This is a genomic window from Sphingobium sp. UBA5915, assembly GCF_002431195.1.
Lineage (GTDB): Bacteria > Pseudomonadota > Alphaproteobacteria > Sphingomonadales > Sphingomonadaceae > Sphingobium > Sphingobium soli.
The window spans coordinates 1466-26432 of sequence record NZ_DJDV01000044.1; the positions used below are offsets into that span (position 1 = coordinate 1466).

Genomic DNA, 24967 nt, shown 5'->3' on the forward strand with positions numbered 1-24967 from the left:
CATGAACTGCGACAGCTGCGAAGAGCCAAAGAACTCACGCACGGCGGCCACGGCAGGCTTGGCGTTGATGAGGTCGTTGGGCATCACGGTCGACACATCGACGCTCGACATGCGCTCCTTGACCGCGCGCTCCATGCGCAGCAGGCCGACACGATACTGGTTTTCCAGCAGTTCGCCGACCGAACGGACGCGGCGGTTGCCGAGATTGTCGATATCGTCAATCTCGCCCTTGCCGTCCTTCAGGTTCACCAGTTCCTTGACGACGGCCAGGATATCCTCGGTCCGCAGCGTGGTGACGGTGTCCTCGGCGTCGAGGTCCAGGCGCATGTTCATCTTGACGCGGCCGACCGCCGACAGGTCATAGCGTTCCGGGTCGAAGAACAGGCCGGCGAACAGCGCTTCGGCGGTTTCCTTCGTCGGTGGCTCGCCAGGGCGCATCACGCGATAAATGTCGGACAGGGCCTGGTCGCGATCCTCGGCCTTGTCGGCCTTGAGCGTATTGCGGATCCAGGGGCCGGTCGACACATGGTCGATGTCCAGCAGTTCCAGGCGGTCAATGCCCGCCTTATCCAGCTTTTCGAGATTTTCAGGGCTGACTTCGTCACCCGCCTCGATGTAGATTTCGCCGGTGCTCTCGTTGATCAGGTCATAGGCGCTGTAGCGGCCATAGACTTCATCTGTCGGGATCAGCAGCGTTTCCAGGCCGTCCTTTTCCGCCTTGTTGGCGGCGCGCGGGCTGATCTTCTGGCCGGCGGCGAACACGACCTCACCCGACTTGGCATCGACGATGTCGAAGGCCGGCTTCATGCCGCGCCAGGCTTCGGCGACATAGGGGATCTGCCAGCCGCCTTCGCCGCGCAGGAACACCACCTTGTTGTAGAATTGCGCCAGGATTTCCTCGGCATTGAGGCCCAGCGCGTAAAGCAGCGCCGTCACCGGCAGCTTGCGCTTGCGGTCGATACGGACGTTGACGATGTCCTTGGCGTCGAATTCGAAGTCCAGCCACGACCCGCGATAGGGAATGACGCGCGCGGCGAACAGATATTTGCCCGACGAATGGGTCTTGCCGCGATCATGGTCGAACAGGACGCCCGGCGACCGGTGCATCTGGCTGACGATCACGCGCTCGGTGCCGTTGACGATGAAGGTGCCGTTGCCCGTCATCAGCGGCATGTCGCCCATATAGACGTCCTGCTCCTTGATATCGAGCACGGAGCGGGTTTCGGTGTCCTGGTCGACTTCGAACACGATCAGGCGCAGCGTGACGCGCATCGGGGCGGCGTAGGTGATGCCGCGCTGACGGCATTCCTCGACGTCATATTTCGGGTCTTCCAGTTCGTAATGAACGAAGTCCATTTCGGCGGTGCCGGCGAAATCGCGGATCGGGAACACGCTGCGCAGCGTCTTTTCCAGGCCCGAAACATAGCCGATCTTGGGGTCGGACCGCAGGAACTGTTCGTAGCTCTCCCTCTGAACCTCGATCAGGTTCGGCATCTGCACCACTTCGTGGATGTCGCCGAACACCTTGCGGATGCGCTTTTTCGCGCCGGTGTTGCTGATGGGGGGAAGAGCCTTGGTCGCCATGCGTGTCCTGCCTGTACCTGTCTGAGCGGTCGTCTGTTCGTCGCGTTTTTCCGCATCGCAGCGAAAATTCAGCCGGTCCATGGGCGGGAAGGGAGCGATTCGCTCCATTCAGCCCACGCAAAAAAGTGCGGGCCGGGACTGTCCGATCCGCACTGTAGCGTCTGAGTAACCCGATGAAACCGCCCTATTCCTGCCGCCGATCGTGCGCAACGCGATCATGGCTCCCGAGCGATCCGGGCGCGGCGTATAATGCCCACGGGCCATCATTCGCCGACTTGCGAACCGCCCATATAGTTCGGGGCAGGGGACTTGTGAAGAGGGGGAACGCGCAATTGCTTTCCAGGTTTCATCGACGCTTCACGCAAACAGGCCGCGCTCCGCGATAATCGCCCCCACCAGCCGGTCCAGTTCCGCGCTGCTGTTGAACAGGGCGGGCGTCACCCGCAGCACCGGCCCGCTTGCCAGCCCCGCCTTCGCCACCACCAGCAAATGATATTTGTCGAGGAACAATTTGGCGGCCTTTTTCGCGTCGTTCGGCCCGCTCATCCCCGGCAGCCGGAATGCGCTCACCGCGCCAAAGCTGCCCGGCTCGTCGGGCAGCATGATCTCCAGCCCCGGAACGTCGCGCACACGCTCCACCCAATAATCGCGCAGCCGCAGCAGGTGGCGATGCTTGGCTTCCAGGTCGATGGCGTCCTGCATCGCGATGGCGGCGGGCACGGTCAGCCGGGCGGCGAAATCGACCGTTCCCGTCGGAATCCGCGCGCGAATATCGTCGGCGTCATGGATGCGGTTCCCCAGCCACGGGTTGATGTCCTTCAACCGGTCCCTGGCGATATAGATGCCACCTGTGCCCAGCGGCGCCGCCAGCCATTTGTGAAGCGAAAAGCCAATAAAGTCGGCGCCGGTGTCGGCGATGGTGAAGGGGATGTGGCCCACCGCCTGCGCGCTGTCCAGGATCACATCGACGCCGCGCGCCTTGGCCATCGCGACAATCGCCTTGACCGGCGGCACCAGCCCGTTGCGGTTCGACAAATGGGTCAGCAGCAACAACTTGGCACGCGGCGTATCCCGCAATATCTTGTCATAGGCGGCAAGGATATTGGCCTTGGTCTGCGGTTCGGGCAGGTCGAACCGCACCAGCCGCGCGCCGCGGCTTTGCGCCAGATAGTCGCAGGCGAACTGCATTTCGTCATAATCGACATCGGCGTAGATGACCGCGTCCCCGGCCCGCAGCGGCGCATAATTGGCGATCAGCGCGTAGAGCGCCTCCGTGCCCCCGGCCGACAGCGCGATTTCGTCGGTCGCCGCGCCCAGCATCTGCGCCACCGCCGCGCGCGACGCATCCAGTTCGGCATCGCGCGGATGGTCCGGCGATCCGCCGCGCAGGAACAGGGCATGGTTGCGGTTCACCCAGTGCGACCGCGCGCGATAGGCGGCCTCTACCGGCCGGGTCATCGCGCCATAATAGGCCGCGTCGAACGTCGCAAAGTCGCGCCGCACGTCGTAGAGCGCCGCCAGTGCCGTCTGCGCAGCGTCGAAATCATCCATGTCGCCGGTAAAGCGAAAGGGCGGGTCGATCGGCCACTCCTCTGCCGCGCCCGCGCTCTGCGCCACTCCCGCCGCGCCCATGGCCAGTCCAACCGCGCCGGCTGATCCCCCCAGAAAATGCCGTCTCGTGACCATCATGTCCCCGCGCTATCGTGATGCTATACCGTAACGATATGGAATGTGCGATCCGCCATCGTGATCGCCGACTTATTCCTGCCGCGACTGCAGGGCGCGCGGCGGGTTCATCGGCGCGATCGTTACCGTTTCGAAGCGCTCCTTCTTGCGCACGCCGGCAAGGCCGGCATCGGCCGGTGGGGCAGGGGGCGCCGCTGCCACCCGCCGCCGCATGCACTGCTCCTTAGGCCGGGGCGTCTGTTCGCAATTCCACAGCGCTCGCTGCAATCCGCTGCCCGCATCGTGAATATAGGCAAAGCTCATCGCGTCGAGTTGCGGGTCGGTCAGCGGCAGCTTCCCCGGCGTTGCGCCCGCCTTCCACGCCATGATCCGGCATTCCAGCCGCCCGGCGCAGAATGTGCGGGCAAGCGCGGGCCAGCCGTCGGGCGATCCGCCGCCCGGCAATTCCACCAGGAAGCTCTTGCCGTCCGGCCCCAGCACCGCCAGCTTCACGCCCGCGACCGACTTGCCCAGCATATCCGCGCCGATGCTCTTGCGCGGCTGAGTCACCAGCGCCTCCAGCCCGCCCGCCGTCACGACCGGCGCGTCCTGCGCCATCACCGGAACCTCGCCGTCCACATGCGCGGGCGACAGCCTCGCGATCTTGCCGATCAGCGGCTCGCCGCCGTCGCGCGTGAAGCGAAAGGCGGGCGGCGTTCCCCACCATCCGCGCCAGCGGAAGAAGAGATGCGTGCCGACCGCCGCGATCTTGTCCAGGCTGCCGCTCCAATAGGGCACGACCCAATCGGTATGATAATGGGTGGCGTATCCCACCGGCTTGTAGACCTTGCCCGCCAGCGCTGCCCTGGCGATCTCGCGCGCCCGGTCCCAGGCCGCAGCGCCCGGGGTGCGCGCCAGCGCGCCATCGCAGGTGAAGGTGAACTGGCAGCCGGTGCGCCGCTCTTGCCCCTGAAACACCACGCCGCACACCGTCTTGGGGAAGGCGGGATGGCGCACGCGATTAAGCACGACCTGCGCCACCGCCTGCTCGCCTGTGGCATCGTCGCCCGCCTCGTAGATTTGCGCCGCCGCCAGGCAATCGACCGCCCGCGTCAGATCGTCCGCAGATCCGGCAAAGACGAACGGCCGTGCGGCGGGATTGGCCAGTTTGGAAAAAGGCACCGCCGCATTGAACCGCCGCGCCTCGTCCCGTTTCAGCGCATAGACCTCCACCGGCTCGACCGGCGGCGGCGGGCTGGGCGGTTGCTCGATGCGCGCGACGCGGCCGCGCACCGGTCCAGGGCCATGCGCCACGTCACGGCCGCGCATCTCCCATCCGGCCACCGCCATTGGCAGCCCGATCAGGATCAGCGCCCAGGCGATCCATGCGAGGGGAGAGGGGGCGTCGGCGCGCGCGGCCATGCAGGGCGGCTTATTCCGGCAGGAAATCGGGCACGGACAGATAGCGCTCGCCCGTATCATAGTTGAAGCCCAGCACCCGGCTGCCCGGCGCCATGTCCTTCAGCTTTTGCGCGATGCCCGCCAGCGTCGCGCCGGACGATATGCCCACCAGCATCCCTTCCTCACGCGCGGCCCGGCGGGCATAGTCCTTGGCATCCGCCGGATCGACCTGCACCACGCCGTCGAGCAGCTGCGTATGCAAATTCGCCGGGATGAAGCCCGCGCCGATGCCCTGAATCGGGTGCGGGCCGGGCTGGCCGCCGCTGATGACCGGCGACAACGTCGGTTCGACGGCAAAGACCTTCATCGTCGGCCATTGTTTTTTCAGCACTTCGGCCACCCCGGTGATATGGCCGCCCGTGCCCACGCCCGTTACCAGCGCATCGATCGGCGCGTCAGCGAAATCGGCCAGGATTTCCTGCGCGGTGGTGCGCACATGCACGTCGATATTGGCGGGATTTTCGAACTGCTGCGGCATCCAGCTGCCCGGCGTCTGCCCGACCAGCTCCAGCGCGCGCTCGATCGCGCCCTTCATGCCCTTTTCGCGCGGGGTAAGGTCAAAGCTCGCGCCATAGGCCAGCATCAGCCGTCGCCGCTCGATCGACATGCTTTCGGGCATGACCAGCACCAGCTTATAGCCCTTGACCGCCGCCACCATGGCAAGGCCAACGCCGGTATTGCCTGATGTCGGTTCAATGATGGTGCCGCCCGGCTTCAGCTCGCCCGACGCTTCGGCCGCCTCGATCATGGCGAGCGCAATCCGGTCCTTGATCGACCCGCCTGGGTTTGACCGTTCCGACTTGATCCACACTTCCGCGTCGCCGAACAGGCGCTGCATCCGGATATGCGGCGTGTTGCCGATGGTTTCGAGTATCGTGGCTGCTTTCATGATGCCTTCTCCTGGCTGATTTCCGCGCGCCCGATGTCGGGTGGATCAAAGCTACGTGCAAGGCGCAATTCTGGAAAGAGTCGCGACCATAATAAGGTAATGATGATTGCGCCGACGCCGCCTCCGATCACCGCCGCCACCGGGCCGACCAGCGCGGCCAGAAAACCCGATTCCGCCTCGCCCAGTTCGTTAGACGCCGAAATGGTCAGCTGCGACAGGCTCGACACGCGCCCGCGCATCGCGTCGGGCGTATGCAATTGCACCAGCGACTGGCGCACGAACACCGACACCATGTCCGCGCCGCCCAGCACGACCAGCGAACCCAGGCCCACGGGCATGGCGATGTCGCGAGACAGGAAGGCGGTGGACCCGAATATGATGGTGGCGATGCCGAACAGGATCACCGCACCCAGCATCTTCAACCCCACCTCGCTTTTCATCGGGCGGAACGAAAACCACAAAGCCGTCACCGCCGCGCCGATGCCCGGCGCTGCCGCCAGATGGCCCAGGCCCGTCGATCCCACATGCAATATGTCGCGGGCATAGACCGGCAGCAGCGCCGTCGCGCCCGCCAGCAGCACCGCAAACAGATCCAGCGTGATGGTCGCCAGCACCAGCCGGTTGCCCTTCACATAGGCAAAGCCGTCGATCATCTGCCGGATCGGGTGGCGATCCGTCTGACGCGGTGGCTGCGGCACCGGGCCGATCAGCAGCATGGCGCCCAGCGCCACGGTGAACAGGCCAGCCGCCATGGCATAAGCGCCCCAGGGCGTCGCGGCATAGGCATAGCCGCCCAGCGCCGGCCCCGCGATCATGCCCGCCTGCCACGCGACTGAGGAAATGGCGATGGCATTGGGCAGCACCGCCAGTGGCACCAGATTGGGGGCCAGCGCGCCATAGGCCGGGCCGTTGAACGCGCGCGCCGTGCCAACAATCACCGCCATGCCGAATATCAGCGGCAGGCTGACCCAGCCTTCATAGGTCGCAAAGGCCAGCAGCCCCGACGCCGCCGCCAGCACCGACAATGTGATGCGGGTGATGATTCGACGGTCAAAATGGTCGGCCACCCATCCCGTGATGGGCGTAAGGAAAAAAAGCGGTAGGAACTGCGCCAGCCCGATCAGCCCCAGCTGCGCCGAGGCGCCGGCGGTCGTCATCGTTTCGCGCGCGATATTATAGGCCTGCCACCCCAGCACGATCATCATGCCATATTGCGCCAGCACCGCGCAAAGCCGGCCGACCAGATAGGCGCGGAAATCGGGAAAGCGCAGCGGATGGCGGGGCGGGGCGTCAGGCACGGTCATGGCCGCGCCTTAGCCGGGACGGGGGAGGCGGGCAACGGCCACGCGCGTGGCAGATGCCACCGGCGGCTTGAGGCTGTCGCTGGCGCTTATCCCCCGCGCTCGACAGCTCCGATCGGCAGGGACGAACTAGCTTCCCGCTATTTTGCCTGCATCCTGAGCATCCCGGCTGCATCTGTATCAGCATTGGATTGCTCCTATTCAAAAACACAGACGCAAAAGCTATTGCAAATTATTCGCATTGCGATTAGCGGGCCGCAACGAACATATATGGGGGACAATCGCACCATGACACGGACTTTCGCCTGGCTTTCCACCGCCGCCCTATGTGCCTTCGTTGCGCCGGCTTTCGCCCAGGCGCCCGACGCTGCAAGCGCGCCTGATGAAGAGACGATCGTTGTCACCGGCACCTATACGCTGCAAAACAAGATAGACACCGCGACCGGCCTTGGCCTCACCACGCTCGAAACGCCGCAATCGGTCAGCATCATGACCGCGCAGCGTATCCTCGATCAGAATCTCATTACGGTGAAGGACGTCATCACCAACGCGGTCGGCGTCTCCGCCAATGAATTTGATGATGTGCGCAACAGCTTCTTCGCGCGGGGTTTTGAAATCCGTAATACGCAGGTCGATGGCGTGCCGGCGGCTTGGACGCTGGCGGGGGGCAATGGCGAAACCAGCATCGACGTGTCCATCTATGAACGGGTGGAAATCGTCCGCGGCGCGACTGGTCTGCTCTCGGGCGCGGGCGATCCATCCGCCTCCGTCAACCTTGTGCGCAAACATGCCGACGCGACCGAATTGACCGGCTATGCCAGCGCCAGCATCGGCAGCTGGGATACCTGGCGTCTGTCCGCTGATGTCGCTGGCCCGTTGACCGCCGACGGACGCGTGCGGGCCCGCCTGGTCGGCCGGTACGAGGAAGGGGACAGCTATATCGACATTCAGCACCGCAAGAAATGGGTGCTTTATGGCGTCGTCGACGCTGACCTCACGGATACCACGCTGGTCCGCGCTGGCATCAGCCATCAGGATACCAAGCCGCGCGGCATCACCTGGGGCGCGTTGCCCACCTTCTACAGCGACGGCTCGGTGACGGACCTGCCGCGATCGCAGACCACGGCGGCGGACTGGACCTATTGGAACACAACCAACCAGAATATCTTTGCCACCGTGCGCCAGGAATTTGGGGATCGCTGGAACCTCACGCTCAACTATAACCGTCTCAAGAACACCGGCGATACGCAGCTGCTCTATCTGTACGGCACCGTGGACAAGGACACGGGCACGATGGACGGCACCAATCCCTATAAATCGTCGGGGCAAAGCATCCAGAACAGCTTTGACGCGCAATTGAAGGGGCTGGTGCCCTTGTTCGGACGCGATCACGAAGTGGTGCTCGGCGCGCTGCACAGCGTCCTCAAACGCCACACCGACAATTTCGAAGCGCCTTTGCCATGGCTCACCGACCTGCCCGTCATCGGGCAGGAAGGCGTGCCCTATCCCGAACCCATCTGGGGCACGACGCCGGTGCGCAACGAACAGGAACGGATCAAGCAGACTGGCTATTATGGCGCGATGCGCCTCAACATCGCCGATCCGCTCAAGGTCATATTGGGGGGCCGCATCGCCAGCTGGAAACAGACCGGCTATGCCTGGGGCGCGACCAGCGACTATGGCGACGACAATGTCTTCATTCCCTATGTCGGCGCGCTCTATGACCTGACGCCCAACCACCGGGTCTACGCCAGCTATACCAAGATTTTCCAGCCGCAGAATCTTTACGATCGCGAACGGCGGCTGCTCGATCCGCTGGACGGCAATGCCTATGAAATCGGCCTTAAGAGCAGCTTCTTCGGCGGCGCTTTGCAAACCTCGGTCGCGCTGTTCCGCATTGAACAGGATAATGTCGGGCAGATGGATGGGCCTCAGATCATCGTCGATGGGCTGTTGTTCCAGCCCTATCGCGCGGCCGCGGGCGTGGTCAGCAAGGGGTTCGAACTGGAAGCCACCGGGCAGCCGATGCCCGGCTGGAACGTCAATGCCAGCTATAGCCAGTTCAAGGCGGAGGATGCGGACGATGTTCCCGCCAACACCGACCAGCCGCGCAAGCTGCTGAAAATCTTTACCACCTATGATCTGGGCGGGGCGCTTGACGGCCTCACCGTTGGCGGTGGCATCAATTATCGCAGCAAGGCCTATTCGGACGGGGCCAATCCCATCACCGGCGCGGCCTTCCGCTTCCAGCAGGACGGCTATACGCTGGTCGCGCTGATGGCACGCTATGCGGTGACGCCGCAATTGCAGCTACAGGCCAATGTCGACAATCTGTTCGACGAAAAATTCTACAGCAATATGGGCTCGTTCAGCCAGTATCGCTATGGCGCGCCGCGCAACTTCACCATTGGCGCGACCTACCGTTTCTGATGCGGCCGGGGGACGCGGCGTGCGCCGCGCCCCTCAATCCGCCACGGTCACTTCATAGGCCTCGCCGCTCGTCCCGACAGGATAGACTGACGCGCTGAAACGGCCCTCGACATAAAGGACGCGGCCGCCAGGCATCGCCTGCACGAACTTGCGAGCATGGTCGTCCAACCGCCGCCATTTGCCCCAGCCTTGAAGATCGCTCTTACCTGCCAGCCGCGCCGTGACGTCGGCGCAGGGCTCCTCCCAGAACAGCGTATCGGGCGCATGGCCGGCATAGGCATAGGCGATCTTGCAGGCGGGCTTGCCACGCAGGGTGAAATCGCTCTTGCCCAGCAGGCGCGACTGCGCGCGCGCACTGGTCGCTCGCGCCGTGATGGCCGCAGCGGCGGCGGCAGGGGCAGGAACCAGCGTGCCAGTCTCCTCCATCTGCCGCTGGGATGCGTCGCCCGCTGGCGCGCACCCTGCACTTGCCAGCAGCATCATCGCCCCGGCGGGGGCTAGCCTCCATCGCCACATCTCGTCAGTTCCTCGGTTCAGTCCGGGTCGAACTCCACATGCAGGTGATTGTTGCTTGTATTGGCGAAGGTTTCAAACTCTACGTCGTAGCGTTCGCCCAATATCGCGCGCACTTCGTCCTGAAAGGCCTGGCCCTGCGCCGCGCTGATATTGTTGCCGCGGAAATCGAGCGCCTGGTCACTATAATGGAGCGACCCATTCATGTGGCGGCTGTCATTGCCGGACGTGATGACCGGAGTGGGCAGCCCCAGCCGCTGCGCCGCCTGCGCGACCGCGCGAATGGCCGGCTCCATTTCGGCATCCAGCCGGCTGATCTGCACAGCCTCGCTCTTGACGTGCACGCCATTAGCCGCCGCCGCCGCGCGCCCGTCGATCGAGCCGCTGACAGGAGTCTGGTCGGCCGGCGCAGTCTCAGCCGCAGCGGCGCCGGGCAGCGCCACGGCAAAATCATCGGGACGATAGCGGTCCAGTTCGGGCACCGTGCCATGATGGTGGACCGCATCGCCCCGGCCCAGCACTGGTCCGTCCAGCGCATTGATCCAGCCCAGATTGTTGGGGCTGCTATAATTGGGATTGGCGTAATTGAGGTGCGATCCCACGGACGATGGTGCGCCTGCCGCCCGCTCGGCCAGATAATCGTCCACCATCTGGTCGACGCGGGTGCTGATCTGGCTCTCAGGAATATCCTCCACGGCATTGCGACCGTCGGCGCGGGCGATCGGCCCGTTGATGTCGGAAAACTGATTATAAGCATTCACCACGTCCGACACGCTGTCGCCCCAATGGCCCGACGCTGTGCGGTTCAGGATGGTGTCGATGATGCCATGCGCCTGCGCGTCGCCGGCTGATTGCACCCATTCGGTCTGCAGCGTCTTCTTGATGTTGGTGATGTCGGTTTCGCTGAGCGCCAGCGCGCCGCCCTCGACGCGCGGCGCGCCCTCGACCGGCGCGACCTGCTGCGTTTCCGTCGCGGGCGCGGCTGTATCGTTGGCCGGGATCGACAGCTGGTCGCCCGGGAAGATGCGATTGGGGTCGGCGATCTGCGGATTGGCCGACAGCAGCGCGTCCAGCCCGACGCCGTGGCGCGCCGCGATCTTGCCCAGTGTGTCGCCGAATGCGACCTCATAGCCCTGTGCGGCGCCCGCCGGCAGAGTCAGCTGGTCGCCGACATGGATCAGGTCGGGATTGCGAATGTCGTTGAGCGCCGCCAGCGTGCCGACATCGGTGCCGTAACGCTGCGCGATCTGCGACAACGTCTCTCCCGCGCGCACCTGATGGCTGCCGCCAGGCTCGTTCGTCGCTGTCTGCACATTGTTGGTCGCGCTGCTTTCAGCCGCTGAAACGCCACTCACCATCGACCCTGCTCCTGTCGTTGTGTCAGGGCAGTATAGTCTCAGGCGCCGGCCGCCTCGTCTCTAGTCGGACCGACTAGGTGACTGCGACCTATCGCGCGCCAGCCGCCATCCATCGATCCCATAACCATATGGCTATGAGTGCATGTTGAAAATAGCCGCGCATGTGTCCTGTTCGCTGTCGGCTTGCTTCTATTTGAACAGGCCGCCCAAAATGCCGCGCACCAATTGACCCGCGATGCTGCCCGACGACTTTCGCCGCGACGCTCCGCCGAAAACCGCACGCCCCAGTTCATTGGCGACCTGCCGCCCGACAGAGGATGCCGCCGACCGCGTGGCCGATTGCACAGCCCGATCCAGATTGCTGGGCCGCGCAGCCTCGCGGGCTTGCCGCTTCAATTCTGCTTCGCGCTGCTTTGCCTCCAGCTTGGCCTGGGCCGCCGCTGCCTTTTCTGCTTCCGCTTCGGCTTTTTCGGCCGCCGCCGCCGCCGCCGCCGCATCCGCCCGCGCCGCTAATATCTCTTCGGCCGATTCGCGATCGATCGCCTCGTCATATCTGCCGGCGCACGGGGAAATGGACTGGATGATCGCACGCTCCTTGGCATTGATCGGACCCAATCGGGATCGGGGCGGGGCGATCAGCGTCCGCTGCACCACGCCCGGGGCGCCATCCTCCTGCAACAGAGATAGCAGGGCCTCCCCAACCTTGAGTTCCGTGATCGCGGTTTCGACGTTCAGGTCCGGGTTGATACGAAATGTGTCGGCCGCCGCCTTGATCGCCTTCTGGTCGCGTGGCGTGAAGGCGCGAAGTGCATGCTGCACGCGGTTGCCCAGCTGCCCGGCCACATCCTCGGGAATGTCGATCGGGTTCTGCGTCACGAAATAGACGCCCACGCCTTTCGACCGAATGAGGCGCACCACCTGCTCGATCTTGTCGGTCAGCGCCTTGGGCGCATCTTCGAATAAAAGATGCGCTTCGTCGAAGAAGAAGACCAGCTTGGGTTTCTCCGGGTCCCCGACTTCGGGTAGCGTCTCGAACAGTTCGGACAGCAGCCATAGAAGGAATGTTGCGTAGAGCTTGGGGCTTTGCATCAGCCTGTCGGCGGCCAGCACATTGATGTAGCCGCGCCCTTTCTCGTCCAGCTGAAGCATGTCGTGGATGTCGAGCGCAGGTTCGCCAAAGAAATGATCGCCGCCCTGGGTCTCCAGCTGCAACAGCTGCCGCTGGATCGCGCCGACGCTGGCCTTGCTCACATTGCCGTAGCGCGCCGACAGCTCGCTGGCATGGTCGGCGCAATAGGCCAGCATTGCTTGCAGGTCGCCCAGGTCCAGCAGCAGCAGCCCTTCGTCATCGGCATATTTGAAGGCGATCGACAGCACGCCTTCCTGCGTGTCGTTGAGGCCCATGAGCCGCGCCAGCAGCAGCGGCCCCATTTCGCTAACCGTCGTGCGCACGGGGTGGCCCTGCTGCCCATAAAGATCCCAGAAGATCGCCGGATTATCGGCATAGCTGTAGTCGGTGACGCCGACCTCCCGCGCGCGCGCCACCAGCTTGTCGGCATTCTTCGCGGTCGGCGATCCTGCCATCGCGATGCCGGAAAGGTCGCCCTTCACATCGGCCAGGAAAACGGGCACGCCGCGCGCTGAAAAACCCTCGGCGATGGTTTGAAGCGTCACCGTCTTGCCGGTTCCGGTCGCGCCTGCGATCAGGCCATGCCGGTTGGCCCGGCGCAGGTTCAGCGTCTGGGGAACGCCGCCGGCCTTGTCCGGTGAACCAAGGCCGATGAAAAGTCCGTCGCTCATCGCGATCCCCCACAAAAAAACCGCCACCCCCGCGCCTGCGGGGATGACGGAATTAGCCGAACATCGCCCTCGCCCACAAGGGGAGAGGGCGTTTGTCCCTTACTTGTCGCGCATCCGCACCGGCAGGAAGATCGGCGGCTGGCCGCGACGCAGCACTTGCAGCAGGATGGCGTTGCGCCCCTGACCCGCGACCGCCTTCACCTGTGCGTCCAGCTCAGCCTGGCTGGTGACCGGGCGATTATTGGCGCTGATGATGACGTCGCCCCGGCGCAGCCCCTTGGCCCCCGCGTCGGTCGACCCGTCGACCCCCGTGATGACAATGCCGCGCGTGTCGGTCGGGATGCCGAGCTGGCGGATGATGCCGGGCGTCAACGGGATCGCTGCGATACCCAGCGACTGTTCGGCGGCCTTGCCGGGCGTCTGCTGCTGTTGCTGGCTGAAATCCTCATCATCCTGGCTCTGGGCGAAGCTGTTCAGCTCGTCTTCGGGCGGGCGTTCGCCCACGACGGCGGTCACCGTCATGCGCTGGCCGTTGCGAATGAGAACGATCGGCACCTTGGACCCGATCGGCTGATTGGCGACGATCGACGAGAGATTCTGGTCCGGATTCACTTCCTGGCCGTTGACGCTGACGATCACGTCGCCCGCCTTGATCCCGGCCTTGTCCGCGCCCTTGCCTGGTTCGACGCCCTGGATGAACTCGCCGCTATTCTTGGCCAGTCCCAGCGATTCGGCGAGATCTTCGCCCAGCGGGCTGATCTGCACGCCCAGATAACCGCGCTTGACGGTCTGGCCCTTCATCAGTGTCCTGACGATCGGTTCTGCCTGTTCCGACGGGATCGCAAAGCCGATGCCGACATTGCCACCCGAAGGGGACAGGATCTGGCTGTTGATGCCGATCACATTACCGCGCATGTCGAACATCGGGCCGCCGCTATTGCCCTGATTGATTGACGCGTCAGTCTGGATGAACTTGTCGTAGGTGCCACCAGTGCCACGATGCAGCGCTGAGATGATGCCCGCTGTCACGGTGCCCGACAGCGCGAAAGGGTTGCCGATCGCGACGACCCAGTCGCCCACGCGCGCCTTGCTGCTGTCGCCGAACTTGACGAAGGGCAGGGCCTTTTTCGGCTCGATCTTGAGCACCGCGATGTCGGTGGCGGCATCCCGCCCGACCAGCTTGGCGGTATATTCCTCGCGATTGGTCATCGTGACGGTGATCTGCTCGACACTCGCGCCTTCCGCGCCGGCCGACACCACATGGTTGTTGGTGACGATATAGCCATCGGCCGAAATGATGAAGCCGGAGCCCAGCGATTGGGCCTGCCGGGTTTGCGGCTGGCCCTGGCCAAACAGGTTACCGAACGGCGTGCCGGCAAAGGGGTTCTGAACCTGGACGCGCTGCTTGGTAGAAATGTTGACGACGGCCGGTTGCAGTTTCTCAACCATGTCGGCCAGGCTGGCGGGAGCGCCGGCGGGCGCTGCGGCCTGCAAGCCTTCATTCTGCGCGACCTGCGCGCCGACATTGGAACTGGTGGTGACGGCGATGGCGGTGCCGCCGAGCAGCAGGGCGCCGGTGATGGCATAAGCGTAACGCACTCGTGAAGGTCCTCTTCTGGTCTTCAGGAAATGGAAGGCGGGACTCTGGGGAGAGCCGAGAAATGCGCCGCCTTGCCTTAACCCTCATTGAATGACACTGGTTCCGTAACAAAGCAGCCGCTTTGCCACCGGGATTAACGTCGGCCCTGGAATTGCCGCAGGAAGTCATTGTCCGGCGACAGGATGATGTTCGTCTCGCCGCTGCGTTCGGGCGCGAAGGTATAGCGGTAGCTCTGCATGGCCCGGTAGAAATCGTAGAATTGCGGGTCCTTGCCATAGCTTTCGGCATAGATGCGCGCAGCGTTCGCGTCCGCTTCGGCGCGGATGATCTGCGCCTGCTTGGCGCCTTGCGCGCGGATGGTCAGGGCCTCCTGCGACCGGGCGGTGCGCATCCGGTTGAACGCGCTTTCCAGCGGTGCGCCATCGGGCAGGTCGGCCCGCTTGATCCGCACGTCGACGATCTGCGCGCCATATTGCCGGGCGACGCGATTGAGGCCGGCCTCGATATTGTCCATCACCTGGCCCCGCTCAGGGCTGAGCAGGGCGGCAAAGGGGCGCTTGCCCAGCTCGTTGCGCAAGGCCGAACCCAGGATCGGCCGCAGCGCGTCGCTCACCCGTTCCTCATTGCCCGCCGCGATATACATGCGCAGCGGATCGACGATGCGGTATCGCGCGAACGCATCGACCTGCAACCGCAGCTGATCGGTCGACAGCACCTGCTGCCGCTCCATCTCGACCGACAGGACGCGCTTGTCGATCCACACGATCTGGTCGACGAAAGGCACCCGCAGGATGATGCCCGCGCCGGTCTTTCCAAAGGGTTCGCTCGCGCGATAGCTGTTGATGATATATTTGGGGTCGCCGAAGCGAACGACCACGCCCTGCTTGGTTTCAGGCACGATCGCGACCGTGCTACCGACGATGATCAGCAGGACCAGCGCGATGATCGCCAGCGCGACGGGGTGACGCAGGAATCCGGGCATCACTGGCCCTCCGTGCTGGATGCTTCGGGCGCAGGCGTCGCCTGCGCGCGCCGCTTGATTTCGGGCAGCGGCAGATAGGGGGTCACGTTGCTCCCTTCGACGATGGTCTTATCGACATCCGACAGGACGCTCTCCATGGTTTCATAATACATGCGCCGGCGCGTCACTTCGGGTGCCAGCCGATATTGTTCATAGACCTTGTCGAAGGCGGCGGCCTCGCCCTGCGCCTTGGCCGTCACCTGCTGCGCGGCGGCGCGTGCTTCGTTAAGGTAGGTCTGCGCGGTCTGCTGTGCGGCCGACACTTCCTTGAACGCGTCATTGACGGCGGTCGGCGGGTCGGCCTGCTTGATCGCGACGCCCTGGATGCGGATGCCTGATTTATAGCCGTCCAATATCTCCTGCATCCGCTGTTCGACCTGCTGTTCGATCGTGGTGCGGCCCGCGCCCAGCGCGTCGTCCAGGCTGACGCTCGCCAGCACCGCCCGCATCGCGCTTTCCGCCACTTCGCGCACCGTGTCGTCAGGGTCGGACAGTTGGAACAGGTAGAGTTCGGGATTACGGATGTTCCAGCGTACCGAATAAGCGAGGTCGATGATATTCTGGTCGCCAGTCAGTACCAGATTTTCGCTTTCCGCGCTCAACGATCCGATGTCGATGGTGCGGATTTCCTCCACGTCCACCGTCGTCACCGCCTCGAACGGGGCCGGCAGGGTCAGGCTGATCCCCGGGGACAGCGTGCGGCTATATTTGCCGACGAAGGTCACGACGCCGCGTTCCTGCGGGCCGATGCGATGCACGCTTGTGAGCAGCAGCCACAGCACCAGGATGATGCCGATTGCGATCGGCCACAGCGCCTTGCCGGCGGCCGAGGGCGGCATGCCGCCAAAGCCGCCATTGCGTCCGCCGCCACCCTGACCGAAGCTGTCGCGACCACGCCGCAACAGTTCTTCGATCGCGGAAGGGCCCTTCTGCCCGCCGCCGGTCGGTTTGCCGGGTTGAGTCCAGGGGTTGCGCGGCCCGCCGTCGCCGTCCTTTGGTCCGTCCCCGCCGGGTCCGTCATTCTTGCCCCCCCAGGGGCCTTGGACCATCGCTGTGATCGCGGGCATCCACCCGAAAATTCTTCTCATGCCACCCTCTATAGGAAGGCTCTCGCCTGAAAAACAGTGCCAATGGGCGCGAAACTTGCCTACAGCGCATCGGCATGACCGATCTTGACGATTTCGCCGCCCGCCTGAAGACCCTGACCGATGGCCGCGCCAGCACGCCGCGGCTGCGCGACGGGGTGATGATGCTCTCTCTCGACGTGGGCGGCCTTGGTCCCGATCAGCGCGACGGGCTGATCGCGGCCATCCGGGAAGGCGGCCTGACCGTGCCCGGCGTCAGCGATGTGCGGATCGCCATGACTGCCGAGCGTCGTCCGCTGCGCATCCTGGTCGTTGCGTCGGGCAAGGGGGGCGTTGGCAAATCGACGCTGTCAGCGAACCTTGCCATCGCGCTGCACCGCCTTGGCCTGAAAGTCGGGTTGGTCGATGCCGATATTTACGGCCCGTCGCAGGCGCGGCTGATGGGCAGCGAGGATCAAAAGCCGGTCGCCCGCGACAAGAAACTGATCCCCGTCACCGGTGCGATGGGCGTGCCGATGCTGTCGATGGCGCATCTGGTCGAACCGGGCAAGGCGCTGGCCTGGCGCGGGCCGATGGTGAGCGGGGCGCTCGGCCAGCTGATCGACGCTGACTGGGGCGATACCGACCTGCTGATCGTAGACCTGCCGCCGGGCACCGGCGACATCCAGCTGTCGATGGTGCAAAAGCACAAGCCTGCCGGTGCGGTGATCGTGTCGACGCCCCAGGACCTCGCCCTCATCGACGCCACGCGCGCCGTCAGCCTGTTCGCGCAGGCCGGCGTGCCGATGGTGGGGCTGGTGGAGAATATGGCGGGCTATGCCTGCCCCCATTGCGGCGAAATTTCCGACCCGTTCGGTCAGGGTGGCGCGGAACGGGAAGCGGCGGCGCTGTCCATGCCGTTCCTGGGCCGCGTGCCGCTCGCCATCGATATTCGCCGCCAGTCCGACGCAGGCGATCCGCCGGCGGCAGGCGAAGGCCCCCATGCCGACGCCTTCCGCGCGATCGGGCAAAAGGTGGCGGCGTGGCTGGACCAGCCCGCCTGATCGGGGCTGACGGGGAACGTCTGGCCGCCTCGTGCATCTTCTGTCTTGACCAGATAAGGAGAAAGCCGTGCCGCTTACCCACCCGCAGGATATTGCCGCGCTGCTGGAGCGCACCCGCACCATTGCGCTGGTTGGCATATCGGATCGGCCGGATCGGTCGAGCTATGGCGTCATGGCCTTCCTTCAGGATCATGGCTATCGCGTGCTCCCGGTCAACCCGCAGTTGGCGGGCGAGCATGTCCATGGCGAATTTGTCTGGGGGCGCCTGTCAGACATCGGCGTGCCGATCGACATGGTGGATATTTTCCGCCGCAGCGAAGCGGCTGGCGAGGCGGTGGATGACGCCATCGCCGTGGGTGCCAAGGCGGTCTGGATGCAGATCGGCGTCGTGAACGAAGCTGCGGCGGCACGTGCGGAGGCGGCTGGCCTGGATGTAGTGATGGACCGTTGCCCCGCCATCGAAATTCCCCGTATAGGCGTCGCGCCGATCCGCGCCGAATAGCTCTAGGCAGCAGCCTTGCGCGCCAGTATCAGGCAGCTCATGGGGCGCGCACCGCGGAAGCAATTGGACAGAGGAAAGGGCCTCGACAGGCGGACGCTGCTGATCGGCGGCGGGGCGGCGGCGGGGCTTTTGCTCGCGTGGGGCGCCTGGCCGCGCACCTACGCGCCCAACCTCGCTGCCGGCCCTACGGAAACCATCGTCAACGCCTTCCTGAAGATCGACCGATCGGGCCAGATCATCGTTGTCGTCCCCCAGACCGAAATGGGGCAAGGGGTTACGACGGTCCTGCCGCAGATATTGGCGGACGAACTGGGCGCGGATTGGCGCACCGTCGCCGTGCAAAGCGCACCGATAAGCCCACTTTACGCTAATGAGCTGTTAGCGCGCGAATGGCTGGCCAGCGATTGGACCCGGCTGCTGGGCGACGCCGGACGCTGGGCGATCGACCAATATGCGACCCGCAGCGCGCTGATGCTGACAGGCGGCGGCACGTCGATCCCGATGTTCCATGACGCCTATCGCGATGCGGGCGCTGCGGCCCGCGTTCTGCTGTGCAAGGCGGCGGCTGCGCGCTGGAGCATTCCCTGGGAAAGCTGCGACATACAGGAAGGCCTCATTTCCGATGGGGCGCAGCGGCGGATGAAGATCGGCGATGTGGCCGGAGAAGCGATGGCGTTCGACCTGCCGCCGATCCTGCCTTACCGGCAGGGACAGGATGGCCGGCTGGCGGGGCAGGATCTTGCGCGTCTGGACACGCCATCAAAGATCGACGGCACGCATAATTTCGCCGCCGACGTCCGCCTCCCTGACATGGTGTTCGCATCCATCCGACAGGGACCAATTGGCGATGCGACCCTTGCCGGGCTGGACGATCGTGCTGCGAGTAGCGTCACGGGTTTCCTCAAGCTGGTGAAGCAGGATCGCTGGGTCGCCGCGGTGGCGAGCAACTGGTGGGCGGCGAACAAGGCGCTGGACCTTGCCGACCCTGTCTTCACCCTGCGCGGGACAGCGGTCAGCAGCGAAGGGATCGACGCTGCGCTGGAGGCGGCATTTTCCAAATCATCGGGCCGCCGTCTCTATGCGCAAGGCGATCTGGAGCCGGTCTTCGACGGCGCGACCATATTGGCGAGCGAATATCAGGTCGATGCCGCCCTTCATCTCGCGATCGAGCCGCCCTGTGCCACCGCGCGCGTGACCCAAGGCGGCGCGGAAATTTGGATGGCTACCCAGGCCCCCGGTCTGGCCCGCGATGCCATAGCCGATGCGCTTGGCCTTTCCCGGGAGGCGGTAACACTTTATCCGCTCCATGCAGGCGGGTCCTTCGGCCGGGCGATGGACTGGGATGTGGGCGTTCAGGCCGCAATGATCGCCCGTGACATGGGGCGACCGGTGCAACTCCTATGGTCGCGGCTGGAGGATGTCATCCAGGATCGACCGAGCGCGCCGGCGCGCGCGCGCATGGCCGCCAAGGTCGGGCGCAATGGCGCGATCGAAGGCTGGCTGGCAAAGGTTGCCGCGCCCTGCGCGATGACACAGACATGGGCGCGCATCGCCGACGGCAAGCTGCCGCATGAAGCCGCGCAGGACGGGGCCGAAAGTGCGAACCGGCTCGCCGTCGCGGGCATGGTGCCGCCCTACGCCATTCCCAATTGGGCGATCGATCATTATCCGGCCGATGTCGGCCTGCCGCTTGGCTTCATGCGCGGCAATGCGCGTCTGCATGGCACCTTCTTCACCGAAAGTTTCATCGACGAACTGGCGCATCTTGCCAATATCGAGCCCATGTCCTTCCGCATCCAGATGCTGGGCGGCAATCCCCGCCTGGCGCACTGCCTCACCACCGCGGCCGCGATGGGGGGCTGGCAGGGCGGCGTGGCCGGCAGCGGGCAGGGGATGGCGGCGCACATGATCAACGGGGCCTATGCCGCCGTCATGGTGGAAGCGTCCATGTCGGGTGACCGGCTTTCGGTCGGCCGGATCATCGCCGCCGTCGACGCTGGCGATCCGGTGCATCCCGATATCGCCCGCCAGCACATCGAAAGCGGCCTTGTCTTCGGCCTCGCCTTCGCAACCGGCGCATCAGTTTCTTATGCGCACGGCCTCCCGACCCGCGCTATCCTGGGCCGAATGAACCTGCCACGATTGGCCGACATAGGAGAGGTATCCGTCGAGATGATCCGCAGCACGGCCGATCCCGCCGGCACCAGCGATCTCGTCGCGCCGCTTATGGCTCCCGCCATCGCCAACGCCCTTTATACATGGACTGGCCAGCGCATCCGCAGCCTGCCCCTTGTAGGAACGCCATGACCCCGCCAGCCGATCATCCCGTCATCCCCGCGCCAATGGTGGGTGTGCTGCTCATCAATTTAGGCACGCCGGATGCGCCAGACCCTGTTTCGGTCCGCCGCTATCTGGCCGAATTTCTCTCCGACCGGCGTGTCGTGGAAATTCCGCCATTGCTGTGGCAACCGATCCTGCGCGGCGCGATCCTGACGACGCGGCCGAAAAAATCGGCCCACGCCTATCAACAGGTCTGGATGACGGAAGGGTCGCCGCTCGCCGTCTACACGCGCGCCACTGCGCAGGCGCTTCAGGATGCTATGGGGGGCGGCGTGCTTGTCGACTGGGCAATGCGCTATGGCAATCCCGCCATCGGCGAGCGGCTGAAGGCGATGAAGCAAGCCGGGTGCGATCGTATATTGCTGGCGCCGCTTTATCCGCAATATAGCGGTGCAACGACCGCCACTGCCAATGACGCGGCCTTTGCGGCCCTCGCAAAGATGCGCTGGCAACCGGCCGTGCGCACGCTGCCGCCCTATCATGACGATCCTGCCTATATCGGCGCCCTGCGCCGCTCGATCGAAGGGGCCATCACCGCCTTGTCCTTCCGCCCCGATGCGCTGCTCGCCAGCTTTCATGGCATGCCCGAAAGGACGCTGAAACTGGGCGACCCCTATCACTGTCATTCGGTCAAGACCGCGCGCCTGCTGGGGGAGGCCTTGTCAATACCGGTCCATATGAGTTTCCAGTCGCGCTTCGGGCGGGCCAAATGGCTTGAGCCTGAGACCGAAGCAACACTGGCCAAATTGGTGCGTGAAGGTGTCCGAAACATTGCCGTGGCAACACCAGGCTTTTCAGCGGACTGCCTTGAGACGCTCGAAGAGATTGCCATGCGCGCAAAAGAGGCTTTTTTGGCCGCTGGCGGGGAAAATTTCGCCTATTTGCCCTGTCTAAACGCATCCGCGGAGGCTATCACCCTTTACCAGAGGCTTATAGGCCGCGAACTTTCGGGTTGGATGGACTGACCCCTGTTTGGAAGAGGACGCTGATATGTCGAGAGTGGCGATCGTAACCGGCGGTACGCGGGGCATCGGGGAGGCGATCAGTCTCGCGCTCAAGGAAATGGGTTATGCCGTCGCCGCCAACTACGCCGGCAACGATGAAAAGGCCAAGGCGTTCACGGACAAGACCGGCATTGCCGCTTTCAAATGGGACGTGGGCGACCATCAGGCGTGCCTCGACGGCTGCGCGCAGGTTGCCGAAGCGCTTGGGCCTGTCGATATCGTCGTCAACAATGCCGGCATCACCCGCGATGGCGTGCTCGCCAAGATGAGCTTCGACGACTGGAACGAGGTCATGCGCATCAATCTTGGCGGCTGCTTCAATATGGCGAAGGCCTGTTTCGGCGGCATGCGCGAAAGGGGTTGGGGCCGCATCGTCAATATCGGTTCGATCAATGGCCAGGCGGGGCAATATGGCCAGGTCAATTATGCGGCCGCCAAGTCGGGCATCCATGGCTTTACCAAGGCGTTGGCGCAGGAAGGCGCCAAATATGGCGTGACGGTCAATGCCATCGCGCCCGGCTATATCGACACCGACATGGTCGCGGCCGTACCTGCTCCTGTGCTGGAAAAGATCGTCGCCAAGATCCCGGTCGGCCGGCTGGGGCAGGCCCATGAAATCGCGCGCGGCGTCGCCTTTTTCTGTAGCGAGGATGGCGGCTTCGTGACCGGCAGCACGCTGTCGATCAACGGCGGCCAGCATATGTATTGATGGACATGGGCGACCTTGACGATCCTGACGGGTCGCCCTTCGCCCCGCCGGTGAAGCGGAGCGTCACCATCGCCGGCCACCAGACCGCCATCAGTCTGGAACCCATATTCTGGGACGCGCTACGCCGCGCGGCCGGCGACCGATCCATTCCCGTCAACGCCCTGATCGCACGGATCGACCTTGCGCGCATGGCGGCCGACCCAGCGCCCAATCTGGCGAGCGCAATCCGCTGCTGGCTGTTTCGGCGGCTGGCGGCAATTGGTGATAAGAATTAGTTGCAATAGCATTTGACTATAAGAACGATTCGCAATAGCAGCCTCCTCGACAATATGGGGGAGACTATCCATGTCCAAAATCGCATCCACCTCTTTTCTTGCGCTCGGCTGCGTCGGCGCTCTGGCCTTTTCCGGTGCCGCGCAGGCGCAGGCGCAGGGGGATGAAACCGCCCGCAAACTGGGCGGAATGACTGTCACCGACACCGCTATCGACGAGCCTGCGATCAAGGTCGACAAGCCGGAATCACCCAAATATGTGCGCCCGCTGCTGGACATGCCGCAGACGATTACCATCGTTGGCAACCAAACCATCCAGAAGCAGAATTTGCTGACCCTGCGCGATGTTTTGTCGACGATCCCCGGCATCACCTTCGGCGCGGGTGAAGGCGGCGGCGGCTATGGTGACAATATCAATCTGCGCGGTCAGAGTGCCAATACCGATATCAGCATTGATGGGGTGCGCGACAGCGCGCAATATAGCCGCACTGACCCGTTCAATATCGAACAGATCGAAGTCACCAACGGCGCCAATTCCGTTTATGGCGGGTCCGGAGCGATTGGCGGCAACATCAATATCGTCACCAAGCGGCCCAAGGGCTATGATGAGACGCTGGTTCAGGGCGGTATCGGCACGTCTGACTATTATCGCGCGACGATCGACAGCAATGTGCGCGTGTCCGATTTCGCGGCCGTGCGGCTCAATGCCATGTATCATGAAAATGACGTGCCGCGCCGCGACGTCGATCGCTACGAACGTTGGGGCGTTGCGCCCTCTGTGAAGCTTGGACTTGAAGGGCCAACCTCGCTGACGCTGCTCTACACCCATCAGGAAGATCAGAACACGCCGCTATACGGTGTGCCCTATTACAAAAATGCCTTTCACGACGGTATTCTGCCTGGCGTGCCCTACAGCGGCTATTATGGCTATCGCAATCTGGACAAGCAGGACCAGACGATCGATCAGGCCACCGCGATCTTCGATCATCGCTTCAGCGACGTCTTTTCCATCCGTAATCTGTCGCGCTGGCAGCGGGTTGAACAGGAGCTGATCGTCAATCCGCCACAGGGCGATTATTGCCTGGCCAGCGGTGTGCTGGCGAATGGCGATCCCTGCTCGGATACGCAGGTGCCCGGCACCTATTATCCTCGAGGACCACGGGGCGGCTTCCGCAATACCGAGAACCAGACCCTCTACAACCAGCTTGATCTGACCTTTGTCATTTCAGGTGGTCATAGCCTGGTGATCGGCACGTCCGCGCTGCAGGAAGATTACACGCTCGACAGCGGCAACGTGCTGCGCAATGTCGGCGGTGCCTTGCCCAACCCGACGCTCGATCCGATCGACATCAGCAATCCCGATGCCATCTATACCGGGCCCGTCAATCCGATCCGCACCCGGCGCGATGACGGCGACCTGTTCAACGTCGCCGCCTATGCCTTCGCAGCGGTCAAGATCGTGGAGCAGGTCGAACTCAATGGCGGTATCCGCTGGGAGCATAATCGTGCCCGTTTCCGGTCAGACAGCATCGCGACACCGGCGCTTGGCGGCGCATATAGCTCCGGCGCGCGGCAGCAGTCCACGGACGACCTCTTTTCCTACCGCGTCGGTCTGGTGTTCAAGCCTGTCGACTATGCCAGCCTGTATGTCGCTTACGGCAATTCGAAGAACCCGGTGAGCACCACCGTGCGATCGGGCTGCGGACTTGCCGATGAAGGCAATAACTTCACCGACCCCTGCAACATCAAGCCTGAACAGGCAGTCAATTACGAAATTGGCGGCAAGATCGATTTGTTCGACCGCCAGTTGCAATTGAGCGCGGCGTTGTTCCGTAACGAGCGCACCAACTACCGGGTCACGTCCAATGACCCGTTGGTCGGCGATTTGGCCGTCAATGACGGACGCAACCGGGTCAATGGCGTGACGCTGGGCGCCACTGGCAACATAACGCCCGCCTGGACGATCTTCGCCAATTATACCTATCTGGACACCAAGGTAATCCAGAGCATTTCCGATTATCAGAAATCGCAGGGTGTGGTCGATCTTCAGGCCGGCAACCCCATGACGAACAATCCGAAGCATTCGGGCAGTCTGTTCACGACCTACACGCTGCCGTTCGGGCTGCAACTGGGCTATGGCCTGACCTATCAGGGCAGCTGGTATCTTTCCAATGCGACTGGTGCGCCGATGTACAAGACGGACGATTATCTGGTCCATCGGGCGATGCTCTCCTATCCGGTCACGGAAAGTCTGACTGCGCAGCTCAATGTCCAGAATTTCACCAATGAGAAATATTTCACCAGCGTACGCAACAATGGCTGGGCCAATCCAGGGGAGGGGCGGTCCTGGGTCCTGACGCTCAATTACAAGATTTGACGTAGGTTTGGGC

The 24967-nt window shown here is 63.8% G+C and carries 18 protein-coding genes and 1 pseudogene; 8 read left to right on the top strand and 11 right to left on the bottom strand.

All coding sequences use genetic code 11. The features are described from left to right. From B2V90_RS06090 to B2V90_RS06110, 5 genes and pseudogenes are all read right to left on the bottom strand, one after another. Nucleotides 1-1584: pseudogene (locus tag B2V90_RS06090) on the bottom strand (DNA-directed RNA polymerase subunit beta); the annotation flags it as partial. Between the two features lie 357 nt (nt 1585-1941). Next, the gene (locus B2V90_RS06095) at nt 1942-3270 is read right to left on the bottom strand and encodes an aminotransferase class V-fold PLP-dependent enzyme (RefSeq protein WP_228222777.1); all 1329 of its coding nucleotides are present in this window, start codon (nt 3268-3270) and stop codon (nt 1942-1944) included. 72 nt (nt 3271-3342) lie between these two features. Then, nucleotides 3343-4671: a cell wall hydrolase gene (locus B2V90_RS06100; protein WP_228222751.1), complete on the bottom strand. Its 1329-nt coding sequence runs from the start codon at nt 4669-4671 to the stop codon at nt 3343-3345. Nucleotides 4672-4681: 10 nt separating this feature from the next. Then, nucleotides 4682-5599, bottom strand: coding sequence for a cysteine synthase A (gene cysK, locus B2V90_RS06105; RefSeq protein WP_228222752.1), 918 nt, complete (start codon nt 5597-5599; stop codon nt 4682-4684). After that, nucleotides 5596-6903, bottom strand: a complete 1308-nt coding sequence (locus B2V90_RS06110; protein ID WP_228222753.1) for an MFS transporter — start codon at nt 6901-6903, stop codon at nt 5596-5598. The genes cysK and B2V90_RS06110 overlap by 4 nt, the downstream gene beginning before the upstream one ends. A gap of 285 nt (nt 6904-7188) precedes the next feature. Here B2V90_RS06110 and B2V90_RS06115 point away from each other — a divergent pair, with 285 nt between their 5' ends. Further along, the gene (locus B2V90_RS06115) at nt 7189-9330 is read left to right on the top strand and encodes a TonB-dependent siderophore receptor (RefSeq protein ID WP_228222754.1); all 2142 of its coding nucleotides are present in this window, start codon (nt 7189-7191) and stop codon (nt 9328-9330) included. Between the two features lie 33 nt (nt 9331-9363). On the opposite strand, the gene B2V90_RS06120 is transcribed toward B2V90_RS06115, so the two are convergent. From B2V90_RS06120 to hflK, 6 genes are all read right to left on the bottom strand, one after another. Next, on the bottom strand, nt 9364-9846 hold the full coding sequence (locus B2V90_RS06120; protein ID WP_228222755.1) for a hypothetical protein: 483 nt from the start codon (nt 9844-9846) through the stop codon (nt 9364-9366). Nucleotides 9847-9863: 17 nt separating this feature from the next. Continuing rightward, nucleotides 9864-11201, bottom strand: a complete 1338-nt coding sequence (locus B2V90_RS06125; protein ID WP_228222756.1) for a LysM peptidoglycan-binding domain-containing protein — start codon at nt 11199-11201, stop codon at nt 9864-9866. Nucleotides 11202-11390: 189 nt separating this feature from the next. Then, nucleotides 11391-13001 carry a helicase HerA-like domain-containing protein gene (locus tag B2V90_RS06130; RefSeq protein WP_228222757.1) on the bottom strand — a complete coding sequence of 537 codons (1611 nt, stop codon included), beginning with the start codon at nt 12999-13001 and terminating at the stop codon, nt 11391-11393. 99 nt (nt 13002-13100) lie between these two features. Further along, complete coding sequence (locus tag B2V90_RS06135; protein ID WP_009822196.1) at nt 13101-14600, bottom strand: Do family serine endopeptidase; 1500 nt, start codon at nt 14598-14600, stop codon at nt 13101-13103. Nucleotides 14601-14734: 134 nt separating this feature from the next. After that, nucleotides 14735-15583, bottom strand: a complete 849-nt coding sequence (hflC, locus tag B2V90_RS06140; RefSeq protein WP_228222778.1) for a protease modulator HflC — start codon at nt 15581-15583, stop codon at nt 14735-14737. Then, nucleotides 15583-16710 carry an FtsH protease activity modulator HflK gene (gene hflK / locus B2V90_RS06145; protein ID WP_228222758.1) on the bottom strand — a complete coding sequence of 376 codons (1128 nt, stop codon included), beginning with the start codon at nt 16708-16710 and terminating at the stop codon, nt 15583-15585. Before hflK ends, hflC begins: the two co-directional genes overlap by 1 nt. A 74-nt stretch (nt 16711-16784) precedes the next feature. Here hflK and B2V90_RS06150 point away from each other — a divergent pair, with 74 nt between their 5' ends. The 7 genes from B2V90_RS06150 to B2V90_RS06180 all read left to right on the top strand — a co-directional run bounded on the left by B2V90_RS06150 (nt 16785) and on the right by B2V90_RS06180 (nt 24954). After that, nucleotides 16785-17750: an Mrp/NBP35 family ATP-binding protein gene (locus B2V90_RS06150; protein WP_286869221.1), complete on the top strand. Its 966-nt coding sequence runs from the start codon at nt 16785-16787 to the stop codon at nt 17748-17750. Between the two features lie 67 nt (nt 17751-17817). Next, entirely contained in the window at nt 17818-18252 is a 435-nt protein-coding gene (locus tag B2V90_RS06155; RefSeq protein ID WP_293920349.1) for a CoA-binding protein, read from the top strand. Nucleotides 18253-18291: 39 nt separating this feature from the next. Next, nucleotides 18292-20559 (top strand): molybdopterin cofactor-binding domain-containing protein, encoded by a 2268-nt coding sequence (locus B2V90_RS06160; RefSeq protein WP_228222760.1) that lies wholly within the window; start codon nt 18292-18294, stop codon nt 20557-20559. After that, nucleotides 20556-21557 carry a ferrochelatase gene (gene hemH, locus B2V90_RS06165; protein WP_228222761.1) on the top strand — a complete coding sequence of 334 codons (1002 nt, stop codon included), beginning with the start codon at nt 20556-20558 and terminating at the stop codon, nt 21555-21557. Before B2V90_RS06160 ends, hemH begins: the two co-directional genes overlap by 4 nt. A 25-nt stretch (nt 21558-21582) precedes the next feature. Then, nucleotides 21583-22305 carry an acetoacetyl-CoA reductase gene (gene phbB, locus B2V90_RS06170; RefSeq protein WP_228222762.1) on the top strand — a complete coding sequence of 241 codons (723 nt, stop codon included), beginning with the start codon at nt 21583-21585 and terminating at the stop codon, nt 22303-22305. Continuing rightward, nucleotides 22305-22580 (top strand): ribbon-helix-helix domain-containing protein, encoded by a 276-nt coding sequence (locus tag B2V90_RS06175; protein WP_228222763.1) that lies wholly within the window; start codon nt 22305-22307, stop codon nt 22578-22580. The genes phbB and B2V90_RS06175 overlap by 1 nt, the downstream gene beginning before the upstream one ends. 70 nt (nt 22581-22650) lie before the next feature. Next, the gene (locus tag B2V90_RS06180; protein ID WP_228222764.1) at nt 22651-24954 is read left to right on the top strand and encodes a TonB-dependent receptor; all 2304 of its coding nucleotides are present in this window, start codon (nt 22651-22653) and stop codon (nt 24952-24954) included. Nucleotides 24955-24967: the final 13 nt, after the last annotated feature.

Coding starts and splice junctions, on each gene's coding strand:
- B2V90_RS06095 (WP_228222777.1), bottom strand. CDS start 3,270: ATGGTCACGAGACGGCATTTTCTGGGGGGATCAGCCGGCGCGGTTGGA.
- B2V90_RS06100 (WP_228222751.1), bottom strand. CDS start 4,671: ATGGCCGCGCGCGCCGACGCCCCCTCTCCCCTCGCATGGATCGCCTGG.
- cysK (WP_228222752.1), bottom strand. CDS start 5,599: ATGAAAGCAGCCACGATACTCGAAACCATCGGCAACACGCCGCATATC.
- B2V90_RS06110 (WP_228222753.1), bottom strand. CDS start 6,903: ATGACCGTGCCTGACGCCCCGCCCCGCCATCCGCTGCGCTTTCCCGAT.
- B2V90_RS06115 (WP_228222754.1), top strand. CDS start 7,189: ATGACACGGACTTTCGCCTGGCTTTCCACCGCCGCCCTATGTGCCTTC.
- B2V90_RS06120 (WP_228222755.1), bottom strand. CDS start 9,846: ATGTGGCGATGGAGGCTAGCCCCCGCCGGGGCGATGATGCTGCTGGCA.
- B2V90_RS06125 (WP_228222756.1), bottom strand. CDS start 11,201: ATGGTGAGTGGCGTTTCAGCGGCTGAAAGCAGCGCGACCAACAATGTG.
- B2V90_RS06130 (WP_228222757.1), bottom strand. CDS start 13,001: ATGAGCGACGGACTTTTCATCGGCCTTGGTTCACCGGACAAGGCCGGC.
- hflC (WP_228222778.1), bottom strand. CDS start 15,583: ATGCCCGGATTCCTGCGTCACCCCGTCGCGCTGGCGATCATCGCGCTG.
- hflK (WP_228222758.1), bottom strand. CDS start 16,710: ATGAGAAGAATTTTCGGGTGGATGCCCGCGATCACAGCGATGGTCCAA.
- B2V90_RS06150 (WP_286869221.1), top strand. CDS start 16,785: ATGACCGATCTTGACGATTTCGCCGCCCGCCTGAAGACCCTGACCGAT.
- B2V90_RS06160 (WP_228222760.1), top strand. CDS start 18,292: ATGGGGCGCGCACCGCGGAAGCAATTGGACAGAGGAAAGGGCCTCGAC.
- hemH (WP_228222761.1), top strand. CDS start 20,556: ATGACCCCGCCAGCCGATCATCCCGTCATCCCCGCGCCAATGGTGGGT.
- phbB (WP_228222762.1), top strand. CDS start 21,583: ATGTCGAGAGTGGCGATCGTAACCGGCGGTACGCGGGGCATCGGGGAG.
- B2V90_RS06175 (WP_228222763.1), top strand. CDS start 22,305: ATGGACATGGGCGACCTTGACGATCCTGACGGGTCGCCCTTCGCCCCG.
- B2V90_RS06180 (WP_228222764.1), top strand. CDS start 22,651: ATGTCCAAAATCGCATCCACCTCTTTTCTTGCGCTCGGCTGCGTCGGC.